This window comes from Paractinoplanes globisporus DSM 43857, assembly GCF_000379645.1.
GTDB lineage: Bacteria > Actinomycetota > Actinomycetes > Mycobacteriales > Micromonosporaceae > Actinoplanes > Actinoplanes globisporus.
Map to the genome: position 1 here is coordinate 127,477 of NZ_KB903305.1, position 21,102 is coordinate 148,578.

Sequence of the window (21,102 nt, forward strand, 5' to 3'; positions counted from 1 at the left end):
CAGGATGTATGCCGTGGCGGGCAGGGTCAAGGACGAGGACATCGCGCTGGTCCGCGACCGGACGTCGATCGCCGACATCATCAGCGAGTCGGTAACGCTACGCCCGGCGGGCGGCGGCAACCTGAAGGGCCTGTGCCCCTTCCACGACGAAAAGACCCCGTCCTTCACGGTCGCCCCGGCCCGGAACGTGTACTACTGCCACGGCTGCGGGCAGGGTGGGGACGCGATCAAGTTCTTGATGGACGCGGAGCATCTGTCGTTCATCGAGTCGGTGGAGCGGCTGGCTTCGCGGGCCGGGATTCAGCTGCGGTACGAGACGGACAACTCGCCGAGCGCGCCTCGGCCGCAGGCGGGGCATCGGCAGCGGCTGCTGGCGGCGCATGTGGCGGCGGCCGAGTTCTATCGCGATCAGCTCAGCACGCCGGGTGCGCGCAAGGCGCGTGAGTTTCTCGCCCAGCGTGGTTTCGGCCGGGAGGCGGCCGAGCGGTACGGCTGTGGGTTCGCGCCCGACTCGTGGGACGCGCTCGCCAAGCACCTGCGGCAGAAGGGCTTCACGGCCGAGGAGCTGAACTCGGCCGGGCTCACCAAGCCGGCCCGGTCGGGGTCGCTGATCGACCGGTTCCGGCGGCGGCTGCTGTGGCCGATCAAGGACCTGACCGGCGACGTGATCGGGTTCGGCGCGCGGAAGCTGTTCGACGACGATGACGGGCCGAAATATCTGAACACGCCCGAGTCGCCGCTCTACAAGAAGTCGCATGTCCTGTACGGGATCGACCAGGCCAAGCGGGAGATCGCCAAGCGTGGCCGGGCGGTGATCGTCGAGGGGTACACCGACGTGATGGCCTGTCACGAGGCGGGCGAGCCGACGGCGGTCGCGACCTGCGGCACGGCGTTCGGCGTCGACCACATCGGGGTGTTGCGGCGCCTGCTGATGGACAGCGACAGCTTCACCGGCGAGATCATCTACACCTTCGACGGCGACGCGGCGGGGCAGAAGGCGGCGCTGCGGGCCTTCGAGGAGGACCAGCGGTTCGTCGGGCGGACGTTCATCGCGGTGAGTCCGGACAATATGGATCCGTGCGAGCTGCGGCTGGCCAAGGGCGATCTTGCGGTACGCGACATGATCGCCGGGCGGGAACCGCTGGTGGACTTCGCGCTGCGGCACACGATCGCGCGCTTCGATCTCGACACCGTGGAGGGGCGGGTCGAGGCGATGCGCCGCGCCGCGCCGCTGGTGGCCAAGATCAAGGACAGGGAAAAGCGTCCGGAGTACGCCCGGAAGCTGGCCGGCGACCTCGGCATGGACCTCGAGCCGGTGCAGCGGGCGGTGAACGCGGCGATGCGAGGCACGGCACCCGCGGAGGCGGCCCCGGCCGCGCGGAACGCCGAGTCGCCCCAGCGCCTGGTGGAACGGGAATCGCTGAAGCTGGCGTTGCAGGAGCCGGTGCTGGCCGGGCCGATGTTCGACACGGTGGGCCCGGAGAACTACGGCGACGGCGTCTACCAGGCGATCCGCGTGGCGATCCAGGAGGCGGGCGGCGTGGTGTCGGTCTCGGCCGGCGGGATCGTGTGGATCGAGAAGGTGCGCGACTCCTGCGACGACCTGGCCGGCAAGGGGATCATCTCGGAGCTCGCGGTGGAGCCGCTGCGCGTGGACGGCGTGGTCGACCCGCGGTACGTGCAGGTCACGCTGGCCCGGCTGCAGGTGGGCTCGGTGACCACCCGGATTCGTGATCTGAAGTCGAAGGTGCAGCGGGTGAACCCGGTCCTGCACAAGGATGAGTACCTCGCCCTGGCGGGCGAGCTCTTCTCGCTGGAACAGCAGGCGCGCGCGTTGCGCGATCAAGCGGCAGGTGGACTGTGAGTTTCTTACGACGGCGGCCGAAACTGCCGGCTTCGTTGCGGCCCGCGCTCGGTCCCGAGGAGCGGGTGCTGGCGTGGGCGGAGGTGTCCCCGGAGGGCGCGGGCGCGCTGGTCGCCACCAATCACGGGCTGTGGCTGCCGGACGGCAAACGGCTGGGCTGGCACGAGATCCACAAGGCGGCGTGGTCGGGGCGGGAGCTGCGGGTCACGCCGGCCGAGGTGGCCGAGGAACGCGACGAGTACACGGTGCTGGTCGACGGGCCGGTGGTGGGTTTCCTGCTGCTGGAACCCGGTGAGCTGCCCGATCAGGTGCGTACCCGGGTGACGCGGTCGGTGGCGTACACGTCGCATCATCCGCTGAACGCGGGCGGGGTGCGGGTGGTGGGCCGCCGGGTGCCGGGCCGTAACGGGTTGAACTGGTCGGTGCGCTATGACTCGGGCACGCCGGTGAAACTGGCGGCGGTGGTGGAGCTGACCGAGGAACTGGTGTCGGCGGCCCAGGGGGCGACGACCCCGCCCGACTGAGAGATTTCTGTCGTACCCCGAGCCTAGGGTCGCGGCATGGAGTCCCTGATTCACGCGCGCGGCTTGGTCAAGCGGTTCGGCGAGTTCACGGCGGTCGACGGCATCGACGTCGATGTGCGCCGGGGCGAGGCGTTCGGGTTCCTCGGGCCCAACGGCGCGGGCAAGAGCTCGACCATGCGCATGATCGGGTGTGTGTCGCCGCCCTCGGGCGGGGAGCTGCGGATTCTCGGGCTCGATCCGCGGCGGGACGGCCCGCGCATCCGGTCGCGGCTGGGGGTGTGCCCCCAGCTGGACAATTTGGACATCGAGCTGAACGTCCGGGAGAACCTCACGACGTACGCCCGCTTCTTCGGCATCCCGCGCAAGGTGGCCCGGCGCCGGGCCGACGAGCTGCTCGATTTCGTGCAGCTGAGCGAGCGGGCCGACAGCAAGGTCGAGCCGCTCTCCGGCGGCATGAAACGGCGGCTGACGATCGCCCGGGCCCTGGTGAACGAGCCCGAGATGGTCCTGCTCGACGAGCCGACCACGGGTCTCGACCCGCAGGCGCGGCACCTGGTGTGGGAACGGCTGTTCCGGCTCAAGCAGCAGGGCGTGACGCTGGTGCTGACCACGCACTACATGGACGAGGCCGAGCAGCTGTGCGACCGGCTCGTGGTGATGGACGGCGGCCGGATCGTCGCCGAGGGCTCACCGCGCGCCCTGATCGAGCAGTACTCGACTCGGGAGGTGGTCGAGCTGCGGTTCGCCGCCGAGTCCCAGGAGGCGTACGCGGAGAAGCTCGCCGGCCTCGGTGACCGGCTCGAGGTGCTGCCCGACCGCATCCTGCTCTACGTCGACGACGGCGACGAGGCGGCGGCCGAGGTGCAGGGCCGGTCGCTAGCGCCGGCCAGTGTGCTGGTGCGCCGCAGCAGCCTTGAGGACGTGTTTCTCCACCTCACCGGCCGGACGCTGGTGGACTGATGGGCCCGCTCAAGACACTCCCGCCCCGGGACGAGCCCGGGGCGGGAGGAGGACAGGGCCGTGTGCGACCCCCTCGGGTTCGGACACCCAAACCGCCGACTCGGAAGGTATGCCGCCTTGATGTCCGACCTTAACGGTAACTCAGCGCTGGTCAGCGGTCCAACGCTCGCGATCGGCGGGCCGCGATGACCCCGGGCGCCTACGTGCTGGAGTACCACCTGGTCAACTACCGGCGGACGTGGCGGGCGAGCGCTCTGTCCACGCTGGTCATGCCGCTGCTGACGATGCTCGGGTTCGGGGTGGGCGTCGGGGCGTACGTGTCGGGCGGCGTCGACGGGGTGCCCTATCTGGACTGGATCGTGCCGGGCCTGATCGCCTCGACGGCGGTGCAGGCCGCGATCGGCGAGGCGACCTGGCCGGTGCTGAGCTACTTCGAGTGGCTGAAGGTGTACTTCGCGCAGGCTGCGGCGCCGTTGCGGGTGGCCGACATCCTCGGCGGCCATCTCGCCTTCATGCTGTTCCGCATTCTGCTGAGCGCCACCGCGTTCCTCGGCGTGGCGGTGCTGTTCGGCGCGGTGCACTCGTGGTGGGCGCCGCTCACGCTGATCGTGGCGCTGCTGGTCGGGTTCGCGGTGTCCGCGCCCACGGTCGCCTACAGCGCGTCGATCAGCAGCGACAGCTACCTGGCCATCCTGATGCGCTTCGCGATCCTGCCGATGTCGCTGTTCTCCGGGGTGTTCTTCCCGATCGAGTCGTTGCCGCTGGTGCTGCGCTGGGTGGCGTGGGCGCTGCCGCTGTGGCACGGGGTCGACCTGAGCCGCGACGCGATGCTCGGGCTGGCGCCCGGGTGGCTCGGTCTGTGGCACGTGCTCTACCTGCTGGCCTGGTGTGCGCTCGGCTGGTGGCTGGCCCACTCCCGCTTCCGTCGACGGTTGGTGATCTGAGTGCTGACTTTGGTTCTGCCGCGGCTCGTCTCGTTCGAGGGCACGGGCCGGCGCGCGGCATCGGTCACCGAGCGGAACATCAGCTGCCTGCGCTCGACGTACTGGGTGGTGATGCTCTCCGGGTTCCTCGAGCCGGTGCTCTATCTGTTCTCGATCGGGATCGGCGTGGGCGGCCTGATCGGCGACCTGCGGCTGCCCGACGGGCGGCTGGTGGGCTACGCGGAATTCGTGGCGCCGGCCATGCTCGCGGCGGCGGCGATGACCGGGGCGCTGTCCGAGACCACGTTCAACTTCTTCGGCAAGATGAAGTTCATGCGCCTCTACGAGGGCATGCTCGCCACGCCGATCCGGCCGATCGAGATCGCCCTGGGGGAGTTGGCGTGGGCGATGGTGCGCGGCGTGCTCTACTCGGCCGCGTTCCTGGTCATCATGGTGGCGCTCGACCTGACCTCCCCGATGCGCGCGGCGGTCATGCTCCCCGCGACGATCCTGGTCGGCTTCGCCTTCGGCGCGCTCGGCATGGCCACCTCCACGATCATCCGCAGCTGGCAGGACTTCGACCTGATCGCCTCGGCCCAGTTCGCCCTGTTCCTGTTCTCCGGCACCTTCGTCCCGCCGACGGCCTATCCCACCGTGGTCCGCTGGCTGATCGAGGTGACCCCGCTCTACCGCGCGGTCGACCTGACCCGGGCGCTGAGCCTCGGCCCGGTCGGCGCGCTCCAACTAGTCGACGTCCTCTACCTGCTGACCGTCCTCGCGATCGGCCTGACCGTGGCCGGCCGCCGCATGGGCCGCATGCTCTGCAAATAGCCACGGCCGGCTCGGCGGCGGCTGCACTGGTCGGCGGTGGTCGGCCCTGGTCGGCCCGCGGCTGGGTCTCCCGCGGTGGGGGCGGGCCGGCGGCGGGCCTGGGCCGGCGGTGGGATGGGTCGGCAGGGGGTGAGTGGGTGGGTCAGCCGGCGGACAGGCCCTTGTCGCTGCCCTTTTTGAGCTTTCGGGAGTCGCGGAGCTGGAGGAACGGCTCCTTGTCCGGGTCGTGGCCGGCCGCCATGGCCCGGCCTCGTTCGAGTTCGGCGTCTAGTTCCAGGCCCAGCAGGATGGCGATATTGGAGATCCAGAGCCAGACCAGGAAGGCGATGACGCCGCCGAGGGTGCCGTAGGTCTTGTCGTAGTTGGCGAAGTTGGCCAGGTAGAGCGCGAAGGCGGCCGAGGCGGCCAGCCACAGCACCACGGCGAAGACGCCGCCGGGGCTCACCCAGCGGAAGCCGCCGGTCTTCGCGTTGGGGGAGGCCCAGTACAGGATGGCGAACATCAGGCTGACCAGGACGATCAGCACTGGCCACTTGGCGATGCTCCAGACGGTCACGGCCACGCCGCCGAAGCCCAGGCGCTCGCCCACCACGTGGGCCAGGTTGCCGGTGAAGACGACGATGACGGCCGAGACGATCAGCATGATGCCGACGACGGCCGTGACGCCGACGCGGATCGGGAGGGTTTTCCAGATCGGGCGGCCCTCGGGGACGTCGTAGACGGCGTTCGAGGCGCGCATGAAGGCGGCGATGTAGCCCGAGGCCGACCAGAAGGCGATCACGATGCCGAGGATCGCCGTGAAGCTCGCCGCGCCCGAGCCGGTGAACTGGTTGATGACCGTTCCCACCAGGTCGCGGATCTGCTGGTTGCTGGTCAGGTCGTCGATCGTGTCCTTGACGGTCTGGCGGCCGTGCGAGTTGAGGAAGCCGATGATCGACACCAGGACGAGCACACCGGGGAAGATCGAGAGCACGCCGTAGTAGGTGAGCGCGGCCGCCCAGTCCGAGATGTTGTCCTCGGAGAACTGGGAGAAGGTGCGCTTCACGGCCGCGAAGATGCCCTTCGCGCGCAGGCCGGTGGGCGAGTCGGGGCCGGCCGACGGCGGGACGCCGCCGCCGCCCGCTTCGCGCTCGAAATCGGAGGCGCCGCGGGCGCGGGCGTCCACCGCCTCGGGCGATGCCTCCGGTGTCGCGGTCGTGGTCCCGGATTTGTCGTCGTCAGCGTTGCGGCCGAGCTTCATCGCGGCTCTCCCCTGAAAGCGAACCCTTTCTACCTCAATGCCCCGACCAGGCGTTTCTAACCACCCACCGGCCCGGCCGCGGGGTACGGCCCGGTGTTGCAAACGCCGCTCCACGAGGGCGGGGACGGTGTCATTGCGGTCGGGTGCGGGCTGTACCTCGTACGGGAGAAGGGGGTGGCTTTTGCTTCCAACGACAAAAGTTTGGAGTGATCTTCAAGAAGGTATGGACTGCGGCGTCGGAACTGCCTACTGTGACGGGCACAACATCGGAGTGTGAAAGGCGTCCGGAGGTGCACGTGTTGTTCGCCGACGCTCCGCATTTGCGGATTTTGCGGCTTCTCCGGGACGAGGGGCCGGTGTCCCGGGCCGAGTTGGGGGACCGGCTCGAGTTGACCCGGCCCCGCCTTCTCGCCGAGGTCGAGCGGCTGGTCGCCGCCGGGCTCATCGCCGAAGCCGGCATGGCGGCCTCCCGTGGCGGCCGCCGCTCGACCCTGGTGGAGATCTCGCCGCGACTGCGGTTCGCGGCGGTCGACCTCGGCGCCAGCTCGATCGACATCGAGGTCACCAACGGACGGCTCGAGCCGCTGGCGGCCTATCGCGAGCCCGCCGACATCCGCACCGGACCCAAGGTGATCCTGCAGCGGGTCAACGAGTTGCTGTCCAAGGCCCGCACCGACGGCGCCTACGAGCGGCTCGACGCCGTCGGGATCGGCGTGCCGGGGCCGGTCAGCTTCCGCGACGGGGTGCCGGTGTCGCCGCCGATCATGCCGGGCTGGGACCGGTATCCGGTGCGCGAGCTGCTCGCCCGCGAGCACGGCTGCCCGGCCGTGGTCGACAACGACGTCAACATCATGGCTATCGGCGAGCGGCACGGCGGGGTGGCGCACAGCGTCGACGACTTCCTCTTCGTGAAGATCGGAACCGGCATCGGGTGCGGGATCCACCTGGCCGGCACGGTCTACCGCGGGGTCGACGGGTGTGCCGGCGACATCGGGCACATCCAGGTCGACGCGAGCGGCCCGGTCTGCTCGTGCGGGAACACGGGATGTCTCGAGGCGCTGTTCAGCGGCGCGGCTCTGGCTCGTGACGCCCTCGCCGCGGCCCGGGCCGGCGATTCTCCGGCACTGGCCGAGCGGCTCGCGGCGTCCGACGGGCTGAGCGCGAAGGACGTCGCCGACGGGGCCGCCGAGGGAGACGTGACCTGTATCCGGCTGATCCGGGAGGGAGGCAGGCGGGTCGGCGGCGTGCTGGCCACGCTGGTCTCGTTCGCCAATCCGTCGATGATCGTGATCGGGGGTGGGTTGGCCCAGCTCGGGCATGTGCTACTAGCCGAGATCAGGAGCGTGGTCTACCGAAGGTCGCTGCCTCTCGCCACCGGCAACCTGCCGGTCGTGCTCTCCGAACTGGAGGGACGCGCCGGCGTCACGGGCGCGGCGGTGCTGGCCAGTGACATGGCCTTCGAGCAGGCGTCATGACCGCGGGCGGCGACGTCGTTCTCCAGCTCACCGACGTGGTGAAGACCTTCCCGGGCGTACGCGCCCTGGACGGGGTGCAGCTGGAGGTGCGCGCGGGGGAGGTGCACTGCCTGCTCGGGCAGAACGGCGCCGGAAAGTCCACGCTGATCAAGGTCCTGGCCGGGGTGCACCACGCGGACGGCGGGGAGATCAGCTGGCTCGGGGAGCCGTTCGCGCCGGCCACGCCGCAGGCCGCGATGCGGGCCGGGATCGCCACCATCTACCAGGAGCTCGACCTGGTCGACGACCTGTCGGTGGCGGAGAACGCGTTCCTCGGCCACGAGGAGGCGCGGTTCGGGTTCACCCGGCGGCGAAGCGCGGCGGAGAAGACGAAGGCGATCCTGGCCCGGCTCGGCCACCCCGAGATCTCGCCGCGCCGGGCCGTCCGCCGGCTGCCGGCGGCCGGCAAGCAGATCGTCAGCATGGCGCGGGCCCTGTCGCACGACGCCAAGCTGATCGTCATGGACGAGCCCAGCGCCGTGCTCGCCCACGACGAGGTTGCCAACCTGTTCCGGATCATCCGGGAGCTGACCGCGCAGGGGATCGCGGTCATCTACATCTCGCATCGGCTCGCCGAGATCCGCGAGATCGGCGACCGGGTCACCGTCCTCAAGGACGGCCGCACCACCGCCGCCAACCTCCCGGCCCGCGACACGCCGACCCGGGAGCTGGTCGGCAAGATGACCGGCCGGAGCATCGAGTACATATTTCCCCCGCGACCGGACCGCTCGGAAAGCCCGCCGATCCTGACGGTCGCCGGTCTGACCAGGCACGGCGAGTTCGCCGACGCGAGCCTCACGGTCGCGCCCGGCGAGATCGTGGGAATCGCCGGCCTGGTCGGCTCCGGCCGCTCCGAGCTCCTCGAGACGATCTTCGGGGCGCGCCGGGCCGACGCCGGAACGGTCACCCTGGACGGCCATCGCATCACCGGCGTCGGCGCGGCCGTCGGCCGGGGCATGGGGATGGCGCCCGAGGAACGCAAGAGCCAGGCGCTTCTGCTCGACGAGCCGGTCTACAAGAACATGACGCTCGCCTCGTTCGCCGGCTTCGCGCACGCCGGTTTCACCGACACCCGCGACGAGCGCGCCGCCGCCCTCACCACCGCCGACCTGCTGGAGCTGCGCCCCCGGGACGTCGACCGCCCGGCGCGCACCCTCTCCGGCGGCAACCAGCAGAAGGTCGTGGTCGGCCGCTGGCTGCTCGGCAAGACCCGGCTCCTGTTGCTCGACGAGCCGACCCGAGGGGTGGACGTGGGCGCCCGCGCCGAGCTCTACCAGGTCATCCGGGGTCTGGCCGCGGACGGCGTGGGGGTGTTGCTGGTCTCCAGCGAGGTGCCCGAGGTGCTGGGCCTCGCCGACCGGGTGCTGGTGATGCGGGAGGGTCGGCTCATCCATGAGGCCCCGGCCGAGGAACTCGACGAAGACACCGTTCTCGACCTCGTGATGGCGGGGTCGTTGCTGGAAGGAGAGCCCGCATGATCGCGGAAACGGCGCCCGCCTCCCAGAAGAAATGGCGGCTGGACGACAACGCGGTACGCAACCTGGGTCTGGTCGGAGTGCTGGTCGTCCTGGTGATCATCGGGATCGTCACCAAGCCGGAGCTGTACTCCGACCCGACCTGGGTCCGCAACAACGTCCTCACGATCCTGCAGCAGGCGTCGGCGATCGGCGTGGTCACGGTCGGGATGACGTTCGTGATCATCGGCGGCGGCATCGACCTGTCGGTGGGCGCGATCATCGCGCTCGCCGGGGTGTGGGCGACGACGCTGGCGACGCAGAGCCATGGCGCGATCGGCATGATCTTCACGGCGCTGGTCGTGGGCATCGCGGTCGGGCTGGTCAACGGAGTGCTCATCTCCTACGGGCGGCTGGTGCCCTTCATCGCGACGCTCGCCATGCTGGTCTCGGCCCGCGGTCTCGCGGCGCAGATCTCCGGGAAGCAGACGCAGGTCTCGGCGAACGACACCATCAACAGCATCGCGACGACGAAGCTGCTCGGCGTACCGCTGCTGGTGTGGATTCTGGCGGTGGTCGTCGCCGCCGGCTGGGTCTTGCTGAACCGCACGACCTTCGGCCGGCGCACGGTGGCAGTCGGCGGCAACCCGGAGGCGGCCCGCCTGGCCGGCATCAATGTCAAGCGCCACACCGTGCTGCTGTACGCGCTTTCCGGCCTGTGCTGCGGCATCGCCGCGATCATGCTGACGTCCCAGGCGACCAGTGCCCAGGCCGCCATGGCGAACCTCTACGAACTCGACGCGATCGCCGCGGCGATCATCGGCGGCACGCTGCTCAGCGGCGGTCGCGGCACCATCATCGGCGCCCTGTTCGGGGTGCTGGTCTTCTCCACGATCACCAACCTCTTCGCTATCAACAACCTCTCCACCGAGGTTCAGAACATGGTCAAGGGCGGCATCATCGTCGCCGCCGTGCTGATCCAGCAGTTCCGCTACCGATCACTCACTCAACTCCTCAAGCGTTGACCACTCCTGGCCCGTTTGTGGGTCCCCCTTGGAGGAATCATGTCCGCTTTGTCCCGTAGGCGCGTTCTGTTCGGCGGCGCGGCCGTCGGCGCCGGCGCGCTCCTCACCGCCTGCACCAGCAACGACCCCGGCACCGACGCCCAGGTGAAGACCAACGCGAGCGGCGACGCCAACGCCGCGGCCGGGCAGAAGGTCGTCATCGGATTCACCGCACCGGCCGCCGACCACGGCTGGATCGCGGCGATCACCAACAACGCCAAGGCGCAGGCCGCCCAGTACTCCGATGTGGAGCTCAAGAGTGTCGAGGCCGGCGCCGACGCCGCCGCCCAGCGCGCCGCCATCTCGACGCTGATCGCGCAGAAGCCCACCGTGATCGTGATGCTCCCGTGGGACGGCAAGGAGCTGAACTCGGCCGGTCTGGAGGCGATGAAGGCCGGCATCCCGGTGGTCAACCTCGACCGGGCGTTCCCGTCGGCGGCCGCCTACCGGCTGCAGATCAAGGGCGACAACTACGGAATGGGGCTGGCCGCCGGGCAGTACATCGGCGAGCAGCTCAAGGCCAAGGGCGTCAGCAACCCGATCATCGGGGAGATCCCCGGCATCGACTCGCTCGAGCTCACCCAGGAGCGCACGCAGGGATTCAACGCCGCCCTCGCCGTCTACGGCTTCAAGGTCGCCAACCGCCGGCCCGCGGAGTTCACGGCCGACTCGGGCCAGGCCGCGGCGACCGCGCTGCTGCAGGCGCTGCCGAAGATGGACGCGCTGTGGAACCACGACGACGACCAGGGCATCGGGGTGCTCGCCGCGATCAAGCAGGCGAACCGCAGCGAGTTCTTCATGGTCGGCGGCGCGGGCTCGAAGTCGGCGATCGACGCGATCTCCAAGGACGACTCGGTGCTCAAGGCGACCGTGACCTACAGCCCGTCGATGGCGTCCTCGGCGATCTCCCTCGCCCGGCTGATCGGGCAGGGTAAAGGTATGAGTGACCTGGTGGAACTGCAGGTGCCCAAGGAGATCACGCTCGCCTCCGAGACGATCACCAAGGACAACGCTGCCAAGTACGCCAAGCTCGGCTTCTGAGGGGATTATTCATGTCGGAACAGCTGCGGGTCGGCATGGTCGGTTACGCGTTCATGGGCGCCGCGCACTCCCAGGCGTGGCGCACCGTGAACCACTTCTTCGACCTGCCGCTGTCGGCACGGATGTCGGTGGTGTGCGGCCGCGACCCTTCGGGGGTGGCGGCCGCACGCGACAAGCTCGGCTGGGAGTCGTCGACCACCGATTGGCGCTCGCTCATCGAGCGCGACGACATCGATCTGATCGACATCTGCACGCCCGGTGACACGCACGCCGAGATCGCGCTGGCCGCGCTCGCCGCCGGCAAGCACGTGCTCTGTGAGAAACCCCTGGCCAACACGGTGGCCGAGGCCCGGCAGATGGCCGCGGCCGCGTCGGCCGCGCAGGCACAGGGCGTACGCAGCATGTGCGGCTTCAACTATCGGCGGGTGCCGGCCGTGGAGCTGATGCGCCGGATGGTGGCCGCCGGCCGGATCGGCCAGATCCGCCACGTGCGCGCCGTCTATCTGCAGGACTGGATCGTCGACCCCGACTTTCCGCTGGTGTGGAGGCTCCGCAAGGAGGTCGCGGGGTCCGGGGCGCTCGGTGACATCGGCGCGCACATCATCGACATGACGCAGTTCGTGACCGGGCAGTCGATCGCCTCGGTGTCGGCACTGACCGAGACGTTCGTACGCTCGAGGCCGCTCCCGTCCGCCTCGTCCGGGCTCTCCGCCACCGGGGACTCCTCGGACCGCGGCGAGGTCACGGTCGACGACGCCGCGCTCTTCCTGGCCCGGCTCAGCGGGGGAGCGATCGCCACGTACGAGGCGACGCGGTTCGCGACCGGGCGCAAGAACGGGCTGCGGGTCGAGCTGAACGGCTCGCTCGGGTCGCTGGTCTTCGACTTCGAGCGGATGAACGAGCTCTCCTTCTACGACGCCACCTTGCCCGCGGGCGAGCAGGGCTTCACGCCGATCCTGGTGACCGAGCCGGAGCACCCGTACATGGCGGCCTGGTGGCCGACCGGGCACCCGATCGGCTACGAGCACACCTTCACCCACGAGGTCCGCGATCTCATCGCGTCCATCGGGGACAAGACCGACCCGGCGCCGTCCTTCTCGGACGCGCTGCAGGTGCAGCTGGTGCTGGACGCCGTTTCTCAGTCGGCCCAGTCGTCCCAGTGGACCAAGGTCGAGGTTTAGAGGCGTCCGTCGCGAGCCGGCGAGGGACGGCGCGGTTGCGCCCCGCGCCGGCCGGCTCGCGACGGAAGATCTTTCGTTTCTGCACGGCCCGTGCGCACCCGCACGGGTGATCGCCTCGTGCATGTCCGAACGTGCACATGGTGCACATAGACAGCGCTCTCCGAGGGCAGGTACAGCCGCCCGGACGCGGTCCTACCGGCAGGTCACCCTAGCCGTGGACATTGATGCTGTCCGATGATTGAGCGGACCTTCGATCATGTTCGCGCCGGTCATCGCGTCGCACGTCGCGTACGCCGCTGATCCTGTGGGCGCATGACGCTCGTATCCGAGGTCGGGTCGACCCCACGGATGGAGGCGTCATGGCAACACCGAGGACCGCTCCGCGTGCGTCGCTCTTCGCGCGCGGCATGGTCCATACTGGACGCCCTAGCACGCGCCGATGCACGTGCAGATGCACCGGCACCCTCGCCCGGGGAGGACTCTGATGCGGCTGAGACATCCTTCCGGCCGGATCGTGCACCTCAGTTGTGAGATCGCCCCGCGACCCGAGAGCAATCTACCCGGCGTCGTCGGCCTTCTCGACACCTACGGGGCCGTTCGTGCCCGCCTCGGCGTCGACCGGCTCGGCGTCAACATCTGGCTTCCCCCCGCGCTCGCCGCCACCCTGGCCGTAGAGAGCCGCGCCCGCACCCGGCTTCGTGCCGAACTCGACGCCCGCCGTCTCGAGGTCGTTACGTTGAGCGGCGCGCCCTTCGGCGAGGGTGGCGGCGAGCGGCCCCCCGCGTGGACCGAGCCGGCCCGCCGGGAGTACACGCTCGACCTCGCCCGCATCCTGCTCGACCTGCTCGACGCCGACGCCGTGCGCGGCGCGGTCAGCAGCACCGGGCTCGGGCCGCGGGCCGGCTGGGCCGAGGCCGCCGACAAGGCGAGCGCCGGCATCCTGCGCCGCCTCTCGGCCGGCCTGGCCGACCTCGCCTGGCAGAACGGGCGGGCGATCCGGGTCGGCTTCCAGCCCACGCCCGGCATGGTGCTCGACAGCGCCGAGCAGACCGTCGCCGCGCTCAGCCGCATCGACAAGGAGCGGCTCGGCGTCTGCCTCGACCTCGGTCACGTGGCGCGCGCGTGGCCCGAACCGGCCGCCGGCATCGAGTCGCTCACCGACGCCGGGCTGTCCATCATCGAGGTACGCCTCGCCGCGGTGCCGGGCGGGACGACCGAGGCGTGGCGGTCCGCGCTGCGGCAGGTGTTCGGGGCCGGCGGACCTCTCACGGAGTACCTGACCCTGCTGACCCGGGTGCCCGATCCGGCTCCCGAGCAGGTGGCCGGCGATGTCGCGTACCTCCTGGCCGAGCTCGCGGCCCTCGGCCTCGCGCCGGAGAACGAACCCTGCCCCGCGCGCTGAATTTTCGATAGGGTCGTTCTGGTGCTGCCCTGACGGGCGGGCCGGCCCGGGAGGCGCAACCCGGCCGGCCGTCGTCTCGCCCTCGCCGCGGCGGCCCGTTGTTGTCCGGCCGGTTTCCCTCGCCGTCCGCCGATTCCGGCTGCGATCAGGGAGTACGACATGGCCCGACCCATCACGCTCTTCACCGGCCAGTGGGCCGACCTGCCCTTCGACGAGGTGTGCCGGCTTGCCTCCGAATGGGGCTACGACGGCCTCGAGATCGCCTGCTGGGGCGACCACTTCGAGGTCGACCGGGCGCTCGCCGAGCCCGACTACATCGACCGCAAGCGCGAGGTGCTGGACAAGCACGGCCTGAAGGTGTTCGCGATCTCCAACCACCTCGTCGGCCAGGCCGTCTGCGACCACCCGATCGACGAGCGGCACCAGGACATCCTGCCCGCCGCGATCTGGGGCGACGGTTCGCCGGAGGGTGTTCGGCAGCGTGCCGCCGAGCGCATGAAGGACACCGCGCGGGCCGCGGCACGCCTCGGGGTGAAGACCGTGGTCGGTTTCACCGGCTCGTCGATCTGGCACACGGTCGCGATGTTCCCGCCCGCCTCGCAAGCCATGATCGACCGCGGGTACCAGGACTTCGCCGACCGGTGGAACCCGATCCTCGACGTCTACGACGAGGTGGGTGTGCGCTTCGCGCACGAGGTGCATCCTTCGGAGATCGCGTACGACTACTGGACCACCCGGCGGACGCTGGAGGCGATCGGCAACCGGCCCGCCTTCGGCCTGAACTGGGACCCGTCGCACTTCGTGTGGCAGGACCTCGACCCGGTCAACTTCATCCTCGAGTTCAAGGACCTCATCTACCACGTCGACTGCAAGGACGCGAAGGTCCGCACCGGCGACGGGCGGCGCGGGCGGCTCAGCTCGCACCTGCCCTGGGCCGACCTCCGCCGGGGCTGGGACTTCGTCTCGACCGGCCACGGCGACGTGCCGTGGGAGGACTGCTTCCGGGCCCTCAACGCGATCGGCTACACCGGCCCGATCTCGATCGAGTGGGAGGACGCGGGCATGGACCGCCTGGTCGGGGCGCCCGAGGCGCTGCAGTTCGTGCGGCGGCTGGCGTTCGACGCGCCGACGGCGGCGTTCGACGCGGCGTTCTCCTCGTCGTCCTGAGGTGCGGCTGGCGGCGGCTCCGGCCGCCGCCAGCCGTTCTTGCTTACGGCGCCGGCTGCTCGCCGGCGACCCGGACGAGCTCGACCAGCCCGCCGGCGTACTCCTGCGACTCGGCGTGGGCCTCGTCGAACGGCGGCTGGAAGCCGACGCCGTCCCACTCCTGCGTCTGGTCGTTCCAGATGTCGTTGCCGATCTCGAAGTCCCAGGCGTCGATGCCCAACTCGTAGTACAACTCGTCGGCCGAGTTGCCGGCCGCCGAGTACAGCACGTCCGCGACCGGGCCGGTGTACGACGGCCATGTCACCGTGCCGCGCGAGGCCGCGATGGCGCCCACGATCCGGCGGGCGCTGTCCAGGAAGAACTTCGACTCGTCGATCGACGGCCGGGGCAGCGTGACCCGCCCGTCCGCCTTGTACGCGCCCGGCGGCCACATGAAGTACCCGCCGTAGCTGTGCACGTTCATCGCGAACTTGATGTTCGGGTGCGCCTCGGCCAGGGCGATCACGTTGCTGCTCTCGGCCTCGGACAGCTCGGCGGTGCCGGAGTAGGTGCCGGAAAGGCAGTTCGCGCTGCCGCCCACGTAACCGTCGAAATAGGACCCGACCGTGTAGTTACGGTTGACGTCCACGCCCCAGGAATTGCGGTACTTGGGATCGCGGCTGGCCCCCGTACAGTGATTGACCAGGTTTTTTCTCTGGAAGTTGTAGTCGTTGAACGTGTAGTTGGCGCCGTCCGGGTTCACCGTCGGAATCACGAAGATGTCGACCGAGTCCATCAGCGCCTTCGTCGCCGGGTCGGTGTTGTAGTTGGCGAGCATCCGCTCGGCGAATTCGAGCGTCACCAGCGGGGTCGCCCATTCACGGGCGTGTTCCTGGCTGTACGCGAGGACGCCGATCTTCGAGCCGTCGCGCACCTTGCCGATCCGCAGCGCCTGCACGGTCCACGGCTTCTTCGACACCTCGGTGCCCATCAGCCCGTCGTCGAGCCGCACCGGCCCGGTCACCGGCATCACGAGACCGGCCGAACCGTCCTCGACGAACGCGCGGAACGTCTGCGGATATTTGGCCGAGATGAACGCCGCGACGTCGTCGGTCGTGCTGATCACCTGGCCGGTTGCGCCGGTGGCCAAATTCAAGGTCAAGACCCGGTCGCGGTACGAGGCGGACAACGGTCGATTGGCCTTCCCGGGATCGACGGTCTTCACCTGGACGCCGTTCATCCCCTGGTCGCCGAACTTGACCGAATCGACGACGACCGCGGCCGTGGCCGGGTCGCCGAGATAGGCCACCGCCGTCCGCCGATAGCCCTGGGTCTTGTTCGGCAGGTTGATGACGTCGACCAATGCCGGGTACTGCCGCTTGAGGCGCTTGATACGGGCGCTGATATCGGTCGGCGTCATATAGGCGGCGACGAAATCCTTCTGGTAGCCGCTCGGCGTGGCCGGGGGAGTGGCGTTCGGCCAGACGGCCGGGGTGATCGCCCGGGTCTGCCCGCCGAGGCTCGACGCCGCCGTGACCTGCGTCGGCTTGCCGGGCAGCGACTGCGGCAGCGCGTAGTGGTACTGGTACTCGCCCGAATCCTCGAACCGGATCAGCTGGTACGAGCCGGTCGCGCCGTCCGCCGTACGCCAGGTGACCGTGATCTCCACGTCCGGGTCGTCGGTGGCGGTCGTGGCGACCTGCGTCTGCAGGAAGGTGTGCCCGTTGGTGGTCCACCAGTACGCCTGGAGGAACTGCAGAGTGTCCGCACCGGCGGCGGCCATCTTGCTCTGCGTCATCCGGCGGGCGCCGTCCGACTCGCGCTCGATGACCTGGGTGGCCACGGCGCCGGAGTCGGTGAGCGCGGTCAGCTGCGCCCCGTCGACCACCAGATCGGCGAGGATCGCGCCGTCCGCCGAGGTCTTCGGCCGGGCGGCGATGTCGGCGCCCTCCGCGACCAGCCGCTGGAGCGCGGCCTCGTCGGGAAGGCGGAAACGGATGAGAGCGTGCTCGGAGTTGCCGAGCCCGATCGGGTCTGCGACGGCGGCGCTCGCCTGGGGTGGTACGAGCGCGACGGTGAGAAGGACGGCGGCCAGGGCGGCCATCCCGCGAGCCCGAGGTGACATCGAACCTCCTGCGTCATCGAAGGGTGTCGCTATCACCCCATCGTGCTCATCGAGATGTGTCAATCGGGATGGGATCGTGGACGTGAGTCGGAGGTCTGGATTACGAGAAAATGCCAGGTCGAGCCGAACGGACATTTGTCTTTAGAGCCGTCTTAAGGGCTTAGGGACCGACGCCGCCGGGTGCCTAGGCTGCTGCCGTGTCGTCCCCCGTACCCCCGCAGCACGCGCGCCCGAAGCGGGCCATGGCCGTCGTCTGGGCCAGCGCGGCTTTTGTCGCCGTATCGGCGGCCGTGATCATCGTGCATCTGGCCGGAGCACCGTCCGGTGCCGTCGAACCGTCGTCGTACGCGGCCTCCAACGCGGCCCCGGGCGCGCCGCAGACCGTCGCGGTCGGGCCGTCCTCGTCGCCCGCCGCCAAGCCGTCGGCCACGTCGCCGTCCGCCGCCGTCACGAAAACGGCGGCCGCCCCGCCTCAGGAGCCGCCCAAGGCGGGCTGGATCCCGGTCGACCAGGCGGCGTGGCAGGCGCAGGTCGCCGCGTTCAAGGCGCGGAAGATCGACCCGGTCCCGGCCGGCGTGGGGAACCTTCCGGAATTCCGGGCCGACTGCCAGTACAGCCACCGCCTCGCGGACGACCCGATCGTCTTTCCCGACATGCCGGGCGCCTCGCACATGCACTCGTTCGTCGGCAACAAAGCGGTCGACGCGCACACCAAGGCCGGCGACCTGACGAAGTTCACGGCCACCACCTGCAAGCCGGTTGTGGACCACTCCGCGTACTGGGTACCGACGCTCTACGACGCCGCGAGCGGCAAGCCGGTCGAGACCACCGGCTTCCGGGTCTACTACCGCTCGGTCCGCAACAACTCGACCGGCATCATGCCGATCCCCACCGGCCTGCGCATGATCGCCGGCGACGCCAAGAAGAAGGTGCCGACCCCGCGCGGCGCCCAGGGCCAGTTCTACTGCGCCTTCTACGGCCCCGGCGACCTCGACGGCATAGCCCGCAGCACCAACGGCAACTGGCCGATCTGCGGCGGCGACGCCACCCTGCATTTCATGCTGCAGTTCCCGGACTGCTGGGACGGCAAGCACCTCGACAGCCCCAACCACAAAGACCATGTCGCGTACGGGAGTGACAAGGGTTGCCCGGCCGACCACCCGGTCCGGATCCCGGCCCTGACCTTCGACATCCAGTACGGCGTCAAGGGCACGACGCAGGGCTACTACCTGTCCTCGGACACGACCGGCCGGAGCGCCTCCTCCATGCACGGGGACGCGTTCCTGATGTGGGACTCGGACGCCATGAACAAGCGAACCAAGGACTGCATTGCCCAGCGCCGTACCTGCGACAACAACGGCTATCTGCATTGAGGAGGCCGCCCCCGCCAGGGCGGCCTCCTCCCGGTCTCTGCGTCCCCGCTAACCCGCCGCCTCAATCACCGAGCGAAGCATCCGCGCAAGGCCGGCAAGAAACGCGGCGGCCCCGGCGTCGGTCTGGTCGTGGTCGATTCCCCAGTTGGCGTCGCCTTCGACCAGCCGCAGCAACGTTCCCGGCGGCGTTGGCTCCGACAGGATCGTCTCCAGCGCCTCCAGGTACTGACGGAGAAAGAGCGTGTTGACGTTCGCCGTGTCCTGGATTTCCAGCTGGACCTCGTCCAGCGTCTCCGCGTCCGCGACGTATCCGTGCAGGAACGAGCGAACCTTGTCGATCGCCGGAAGCGCCGTGCGCTCCGCGATCCGAGCCCGAACCGATTCGGGAAGGCCGGACGTGTCCATCGCCTTACCCTAGCGCCGCGGGGAAAGCGGACACGATGAATGGTTCCGGCGGATCCGTACCAGGGGCGATCTTGATGCGGATCCGCACGAGGCTGGTTTCGCTGTACACCGCCTCACGAGGGCCCGCTCCGTACATACCCTTGTTGTAGTACCCCTCCCCGACGCGATGCCCGGCGTCGAACAGGTTCTCGTGGAATCCGTCGATCGCGAGATCGTCGCGGATCTTCGGCCAGTTCTCCCGGACGTACCGATTGACTTCGCGGTTCATCGTCGTGTAGTTGATCCAGCGGTGCGAGGCGCTCGCGGACTTCTCCCAGCCGGCGTCGCCGTGGATGCGGCCTTCGATGGTCTTCCGGCTCAGATCCCGCGGCAAAGCGATGTCCGGACCGTGCCGATTGGTCGTGTGGGCCCGATGGGCTTGGTAGGTGTCGTCATTGTCCGCGATGTTGAACGCCGGTGGTTGGTCACCGAGCTTCGCGTGCCGATCCATGATCTCGGCCAGCGCCACGTCATCGGGATGGGTCGCGGTCGTCGGTGGCGGTCCGCCGTCGGCTTGGCCGGTCCGTGACGCACCCGAGCCCGGACGCCCCGACCGGAATTGGCCGGAGAGTGTCTCTTCGGCCCTGGCGACACTCCTCGGGACGTGCGGCCGCGGCGGGATCCCGGCGTCGCGTGACACGCTTTGTCCCGGCGGCGGACCGTCGTCACCGGTCCCGCCGCTGTCGGGTCTGCGAGGCCGTCCCGTCATACCCTGCGAAGCTAACAAGCGATGTCTATGAATGCGTGGCCGAATTAGTGCAGGGCGGAAGGCGGCGGAATCGTACTTGTAGGTCATGTGCCTTCGCCGAAGACGTTGCGCGGGCCCGCCGAACAGAGGGTTTCTCGCGAGTCTCCGGTTTGGCTGTGGACCATAAATGGCCCGTGACCTGCGCATCGGCCCGTCACGTAACGCATTTATGGAAATGTTTCGATTTCTTCCGCTCCCGTAGGATGCCCGCCATGTCGAGCCAGCCGGACCTTGCGCCGAACGAGCAGATGCCCACGGAGGAACCGCCCGCGCCGGTGCGTAAGCGTCGCCGTTATCTGCGGATCTCGCTCATCGTGCTGGTGGTGCTCGTCGTGCTGGGCGGGGCCGGTGCGCTGGCCGGTGGCCTTTACCTGCACTCGATCGAGAAGAGCATCGTGCGGGTCGACGCTTTTCAGGAGGTGCCCGAGCAGTCGCGGCCCGTCAAGGCGGTAGCCGACGCGCAGAACATTCTGTTACTGGGTAGTGACTCCCGCGACCCGGACAACACGCAGGGTTCGCGCAGCGACACGATCATCCTGGCGCACCTGGCCAAGGACCGGTCGAGCGCGCAGCTGATCTCGATACCGCGGGACACCTGGGTGCACGTGCCGGCGGCCAAGGGCGGGCAGGGCAACCGGGACGCGAAGATCAACGCGGCCTACGCCTGGGGTGGGATTCCGCTGGTCGTGCAGACCGTGGAGAGCTTCACCGGAGTGCGCGTCGACCACGTCGCGATCATCGACTTCGCCGGCTTTCAGCAGATCGTCGACGCGGTCGGCGGCGTCGACATCACCGTCGAGGAGAGCTTCACCTCGATCCACCCGCCCTACCGCCACTTCGCCGAGGGGCGGCAGCACATGGACGGCGCGACGGCGCTCGACTACTCGCGGCAACGCAAGCAGTTCGCCGACGGTGACTTCGCGCGCATCCGGCATCAACAGCAGGTGATCAGGGCGATCCTCGACAAGGCGTCCACCGGCGGCCTGCTGACCAACCCGGGCGACCTCAACGACTTCCTGCGCTCCACCGCGAACGCCGTCTCCGTCGACAACACCATGTCGATCGTCGACATGGCGACCCAGCTGCGGCACCTGCGCGGCGGCAACCTCACCTTCCTGACAAACCCGTCGAATGGCACCGGAACCGTCGGCTCGGAGAGCGTGGTCTTCGCCGACAAGACCAAGGACAAGGCCCTCTACGACGCGGTCAACCGGGACGCGATCCCCGAGATACTCAAGGCCGCCGACAATTAAAAGCCATTTCGCCCG

Annotated in this window: 18 protein-coding genes; 14 read left to right on the forward strand and 4 right to left on the reverse strand. The window is 69.4% G+C overall.

The window, feature by feature from the left end; translation table 11 throughout:
- The first annotated feature begins 4 nt into the window (after positions 1–4).
- The 5 genes from dnaG to A3CQ_RS0119940 all read left to right on the forward strand — a co-directional run bounded on the left by dnaG (position 5) and on the right by A3CQ_RS0119940 (position 5,102).
- Complete coding sequence (gene dnaG, locus A3CQ_RS0119920) at positions 5–1,864, forward strand: DNA primase (RefSeq protein ID WP_020512713.1); 1,860 nt, start codon at positions 5–7, stop codon at positions 1,862–1,864.
- Positions 1,861–2,388, forward strand: coding sequence for a hypothetical protein (locus A3CQ_RS0119925; protein ID WP_026205915.1), 528 nt, complete (start codon positions 1,861–1,863; stop codon positions 2,386–2,388). The genes dnaG and A3CQ_RS0119925 overlap by 4 nt, the downstream gene beginning before the upstream one ends.
- 36 nt (positions 2,389–2,424) lie before the next feature.
- On the forward strand, positions 2,425–3,348 hold the full coding sequence (locus A3CQ_RS0119930) for an ABC transporter ATP-binding protein (protein ID WP_020512715.1): 924 nt from the start codon (positions 2,425–2,427) through the stop codon (positions 3,346–3,348).
- Positions 3,349–3,533: 185 nt separating this feature from the next.
- Positions 3,534–4,292, forward strand: coding sequence for an ABC transporter permease (locus A3CQ_RS0119935; protein ID WP_020512716.1), 759 nt, complete (start codon positions 3,534–3,536; stop codon positions 4,290–4,292).
- Positions 4,293–5,102 carry an ABC transporter permease gene (locus tag A3CQ_RS0119940; protein WP_020512717.1) on the forward strand — a complete coding sequence of 270 codons (810 nt, stop codon included), beginning with the start codon at positions 4,293–4,295 and terminating at the stop codon, positions 5,100–5,102.
- Positions 5,103–5,244: 142 nt separating this feature from the next.
- Here A3CQ_RS0119940 and A3CQ_RS0119945 read toward each other — a convergent pair whose 3' ends face one another.
- The gene (locus tag A3CQ_RS0119945) at positions 5,245–6,342 is read right to left on the reverse strand and encodes a YihY/virulence factor BrkB family protein (RefSeq protein ID WP_020512718.1); all 1,098 of its coding nucleotides are present in this window, start codon (positions 6,340–6,342) and stop codon (positions 5,245–5,247) included.
- 290 nt (positions 6,343–6,632) lie between these two features.
- On the opposite strand from A3CQ_RS0119945, the gene A3CQ_RS0119950 reads away from it, so the two are divergent.
- The 7 genes from A3CQ_RS0119950 to A3CQ_RS0119980 all read left to right on the forward strand — a co-directional run bounded on the left by A3CQ_RS0119950 (position 6,633) and on the right by A3CQ_RS0119980 (position 15,165).
- Positions 6,633–7,817, forward strand: coding sequence for an ROK family transcriptional regulator (locus tag A3CQ_RS0119950; protein ID WP_020512719.1), 1,185 nt, complete (start codon positions 6,633–6,635; stop codon positions 7,815–7,817).
- The gene (locus A3CQ_RS0119955) at positions 7,814–9,334 is read left to right on the forward strand and encodes a sugar ABC transporter ATP-binding protein (RefSeq protein WP_020512720.1); all 1,521 of its coding nucleotides are present in this window, start codon (positions 7,814–7,816) and stop codon (positions 9,332–9,334) included. Before A3CQ_RS0119950 ends, A3CQ_RS0119955 begins: the two co-directional genes overlap by 4 nt.
- Positions 9,331–10,335: an ABC transporter permease gene (locus tag A3CQ_RS0119960; protein ID WP_020512721.1), complete on the forward strand. Its 1,005-nt coding sequence runs from the start codon at positions 9,331–9,333 to the stop codon at positions 10,333–10,335. Before A3CQ_RS0119955 ends, A3CQ_RS0119960 begins: the two co-directional genes overlap by 4 nt.
- Before the next feature lie 39 nt (positions 10,336–10,374).
- Complete coding sequence (locus tag A3CQ_RS0119965; RefSeq protein WP_026205916.1) at positions 10,375–11,415, forward strand: substrate-binding domain-containing protein; 1,041 nt, start codon at positions 10,375–10,377, stop codon at positions 11,413–11,415.
- Positions 11,416–11,426: 11 nt separating this feature from the next.
- Positions 11,427–12,596, forward strand: a complete 1,170-nt coding sequence (locus tag A3CQ_RS0119970; RefSeq protein ID WP_020512723.1) for a Gfo/Idh/MocA family protein — start codon at positions 11,427–11,429, stop codon at positions 12,594–12,596.
- Positions 12,597–13,080: 484 nt separating this feature from the next.
- Positions 13,081–13,998, forward strand: coding sequence for a sugar phosphate isomerase/epimerase family protein (locus tag A3CQ_RS0119975; RefSeq protein WP_020512724.1), 918 nt, complete (start codon positions 13,081–13,083; stop codon positions 13,996–13,998).
- A gap of 159 nt (positions 13,999–14,157) precedes the next feature.
- A complete protein-coding gene (locus tag A3CQ_RS0119980; RefSeq protein WP_020512725.1) occupies positions 14,158–15,165 on the forward strand; it encodes a sugar phosphate isomerase/epimerase family protein in 1,008 nt (335 codons plus the stop codon).
- A 43-nt stretch (positions 15,166–15,208) separates the two neighbouring features.
- On the opposite strand, the gene A3CQ_RS0119985 is transcribed toward A3CQ_RS0119980, so the two are convergent.
- A complete protein-coding gene (locus tag A3CQ_RS0119985) occupies positions 15,209–17,269 on the reverse strand; it encodes a M14 family zinc carboxypeptidase (protein WP_040432625.1) in 2,061 nt (686 codons plus the stop codon).
- Positions 17,270–17,466: 197 nt separating this feature from the next.
- Here A3CQ_RS0119985 and A3CQ_RS57580 point away from each other — a divergent pair, with 197 nt between their 5' ends.
- Positions 17,467–18,642, forward strand: coding sequence for a DUF1996 domain-containing protein (locus A3CQ_RS57580; RefSeq protein WP_051115288.1), 1,176 nt, complete (start codon positions 17,467–17,469; stop codon positions 18,640–18,642).
- Between the two features lie 48 nt (positions 18,643–18,690).
- On the opposite strand, the gene A3CQ_RS0119995 is transcribed toward A3CQ_RS57580, so the two are convergent.
- On the reverse strand, positions 18,691–19,047 hold the full coding sequence (locus A3CQ_RS0119995; RefSeq protein ID WP_020512727.1) for a hypothetical protein: 357 nt from the start codon (positions 19,045–19,047) through the stop codon (positions 18,691–18,693).
- 4 nt (positions 19,048–19,051) lie between these two features.
- Positions 19,052–19,555 (reverse strand): hypothetical protein, encoded by a 504-nt coding sequence (locus A3CQ_RS0120000; RefSeq protein ID WP_020512728.1) that lies wholly within the window; start codon positions 19,553–19,555, stop codon positions 19,052–19,054.
- Between the two features lie 491 nt (positions 19,556–20,046).
- On the opposite strand from A3CQ_RS0120000, the gene A3CQ_RS0120005 reads away from it, so the two are divergent.
- The gene (locus A3CQ_RS0120005) at positions 20,047–21,087 is read left to right on the forward strand and encodes an LCP family protein (protein ID WP_245577278.1); all 1,041 of its coding nucleotides are present in this window, start codon (positions 20,047–20,049) and stop codon (positions 21,085–21,087) included.
- Positions 21,088–21,102 lie beyond the last annotated feature (15 nt).

Bases quoted from the DNA above. Each gene is read 5' to 3' on its own strand.
- dnaG (WP_020512713.1), top strand. From the start codon at position 5: ATGTATGCCGTGGCGGGCAGGGTCAAGGACGAGGACATCGCGCTGGTC.
- A3CQ_RS0119930 (WP_020512715.1), top strand. From the start codon at position 2,425: ATGGAGTCCCTGATTCACGCGCGCGGCTTGGTCAAGCGGTTCGGCGAG.
- A3CQ_RS0119935 (WP_020512716.1), top strand. From the start codon at position 3,534: ATGACCCCGGGCGCCTACGTGCTGGAGTACCACCTGGTCAACTACCGG.
- A3CQ_RS0119945 (WP_020512718.1), bottom strand. From the start codon at position 6,342: ATGAAGCTCGGCCGCAACGCTGACGACGACAAATCCGGGACCACGACC.
- A3CQ_RS0119955 (WP_020512720.1), top strand. From the start codon at position 7,814: ATGACCGCGGGCGGCGACGTCGTTCTCCAGCTCACCGACGTGGTGAAG.
- A3CQ_RS0119960 (WP_020512721.1), top strand. From the start codon at position 9,331: ATGATCGCGGAAACGGCGCCCGCCTCCCAGAAGAAATGGCGGCTGGAC.
- A3CQ_RS0119965 (WP_026205916.1), top strand. From the start codon at position 10,375: ATGTCCGCTTTGTCCCGTAGGCGCGTTCTGTTCGGCGGCGCGGCCGTC.
- A3CQ_RS0119970 (WP_020512723.1), top strand. From the start codon at position 11,427: ATGTCGGAACAGCTGCGGGTCGGCATGGTCGGTTACGCGTTCATGGGC.
- A3CQ_RS0119975 (WP_020512724.1), top strand. From the start codon at position 13,081: ATGCGGCTGAGACATCCTTCCGGCCGGATCGTGCACCTCAGTTGTGAG.
- A3CQ_RS0119980 (WP_020512725.1), top strand. From the start codon at position 14,158: ATGGCCCGACCCATCACGCTCTTCACCGGCCAGTGGGCCGACCTGCCC.
- A3CQ_RS0119985 (WP_040432625.1), bottom strand. From the start codon at position 17,269: ATGTCACCTCGGGCTCGCGGGATGGCCGCCCTGGCCGCCGTCCTTCTC.
- A3CQ_RS0119995 (WP_020512727.1), bottom strand. From the start codon at position 19,047: ATGGACACGTCCGGCCTTCCCGAATCGGTTCGGGCTCGGATCGCGGAG.
- A3CQ_RS0120005 (WP_245577278.1), top strand. From the start codon at position 20,047: ATGTCGAGCCAGCCGGACCTTGCGCCGAACGAGCAGATGCCCACGGAG.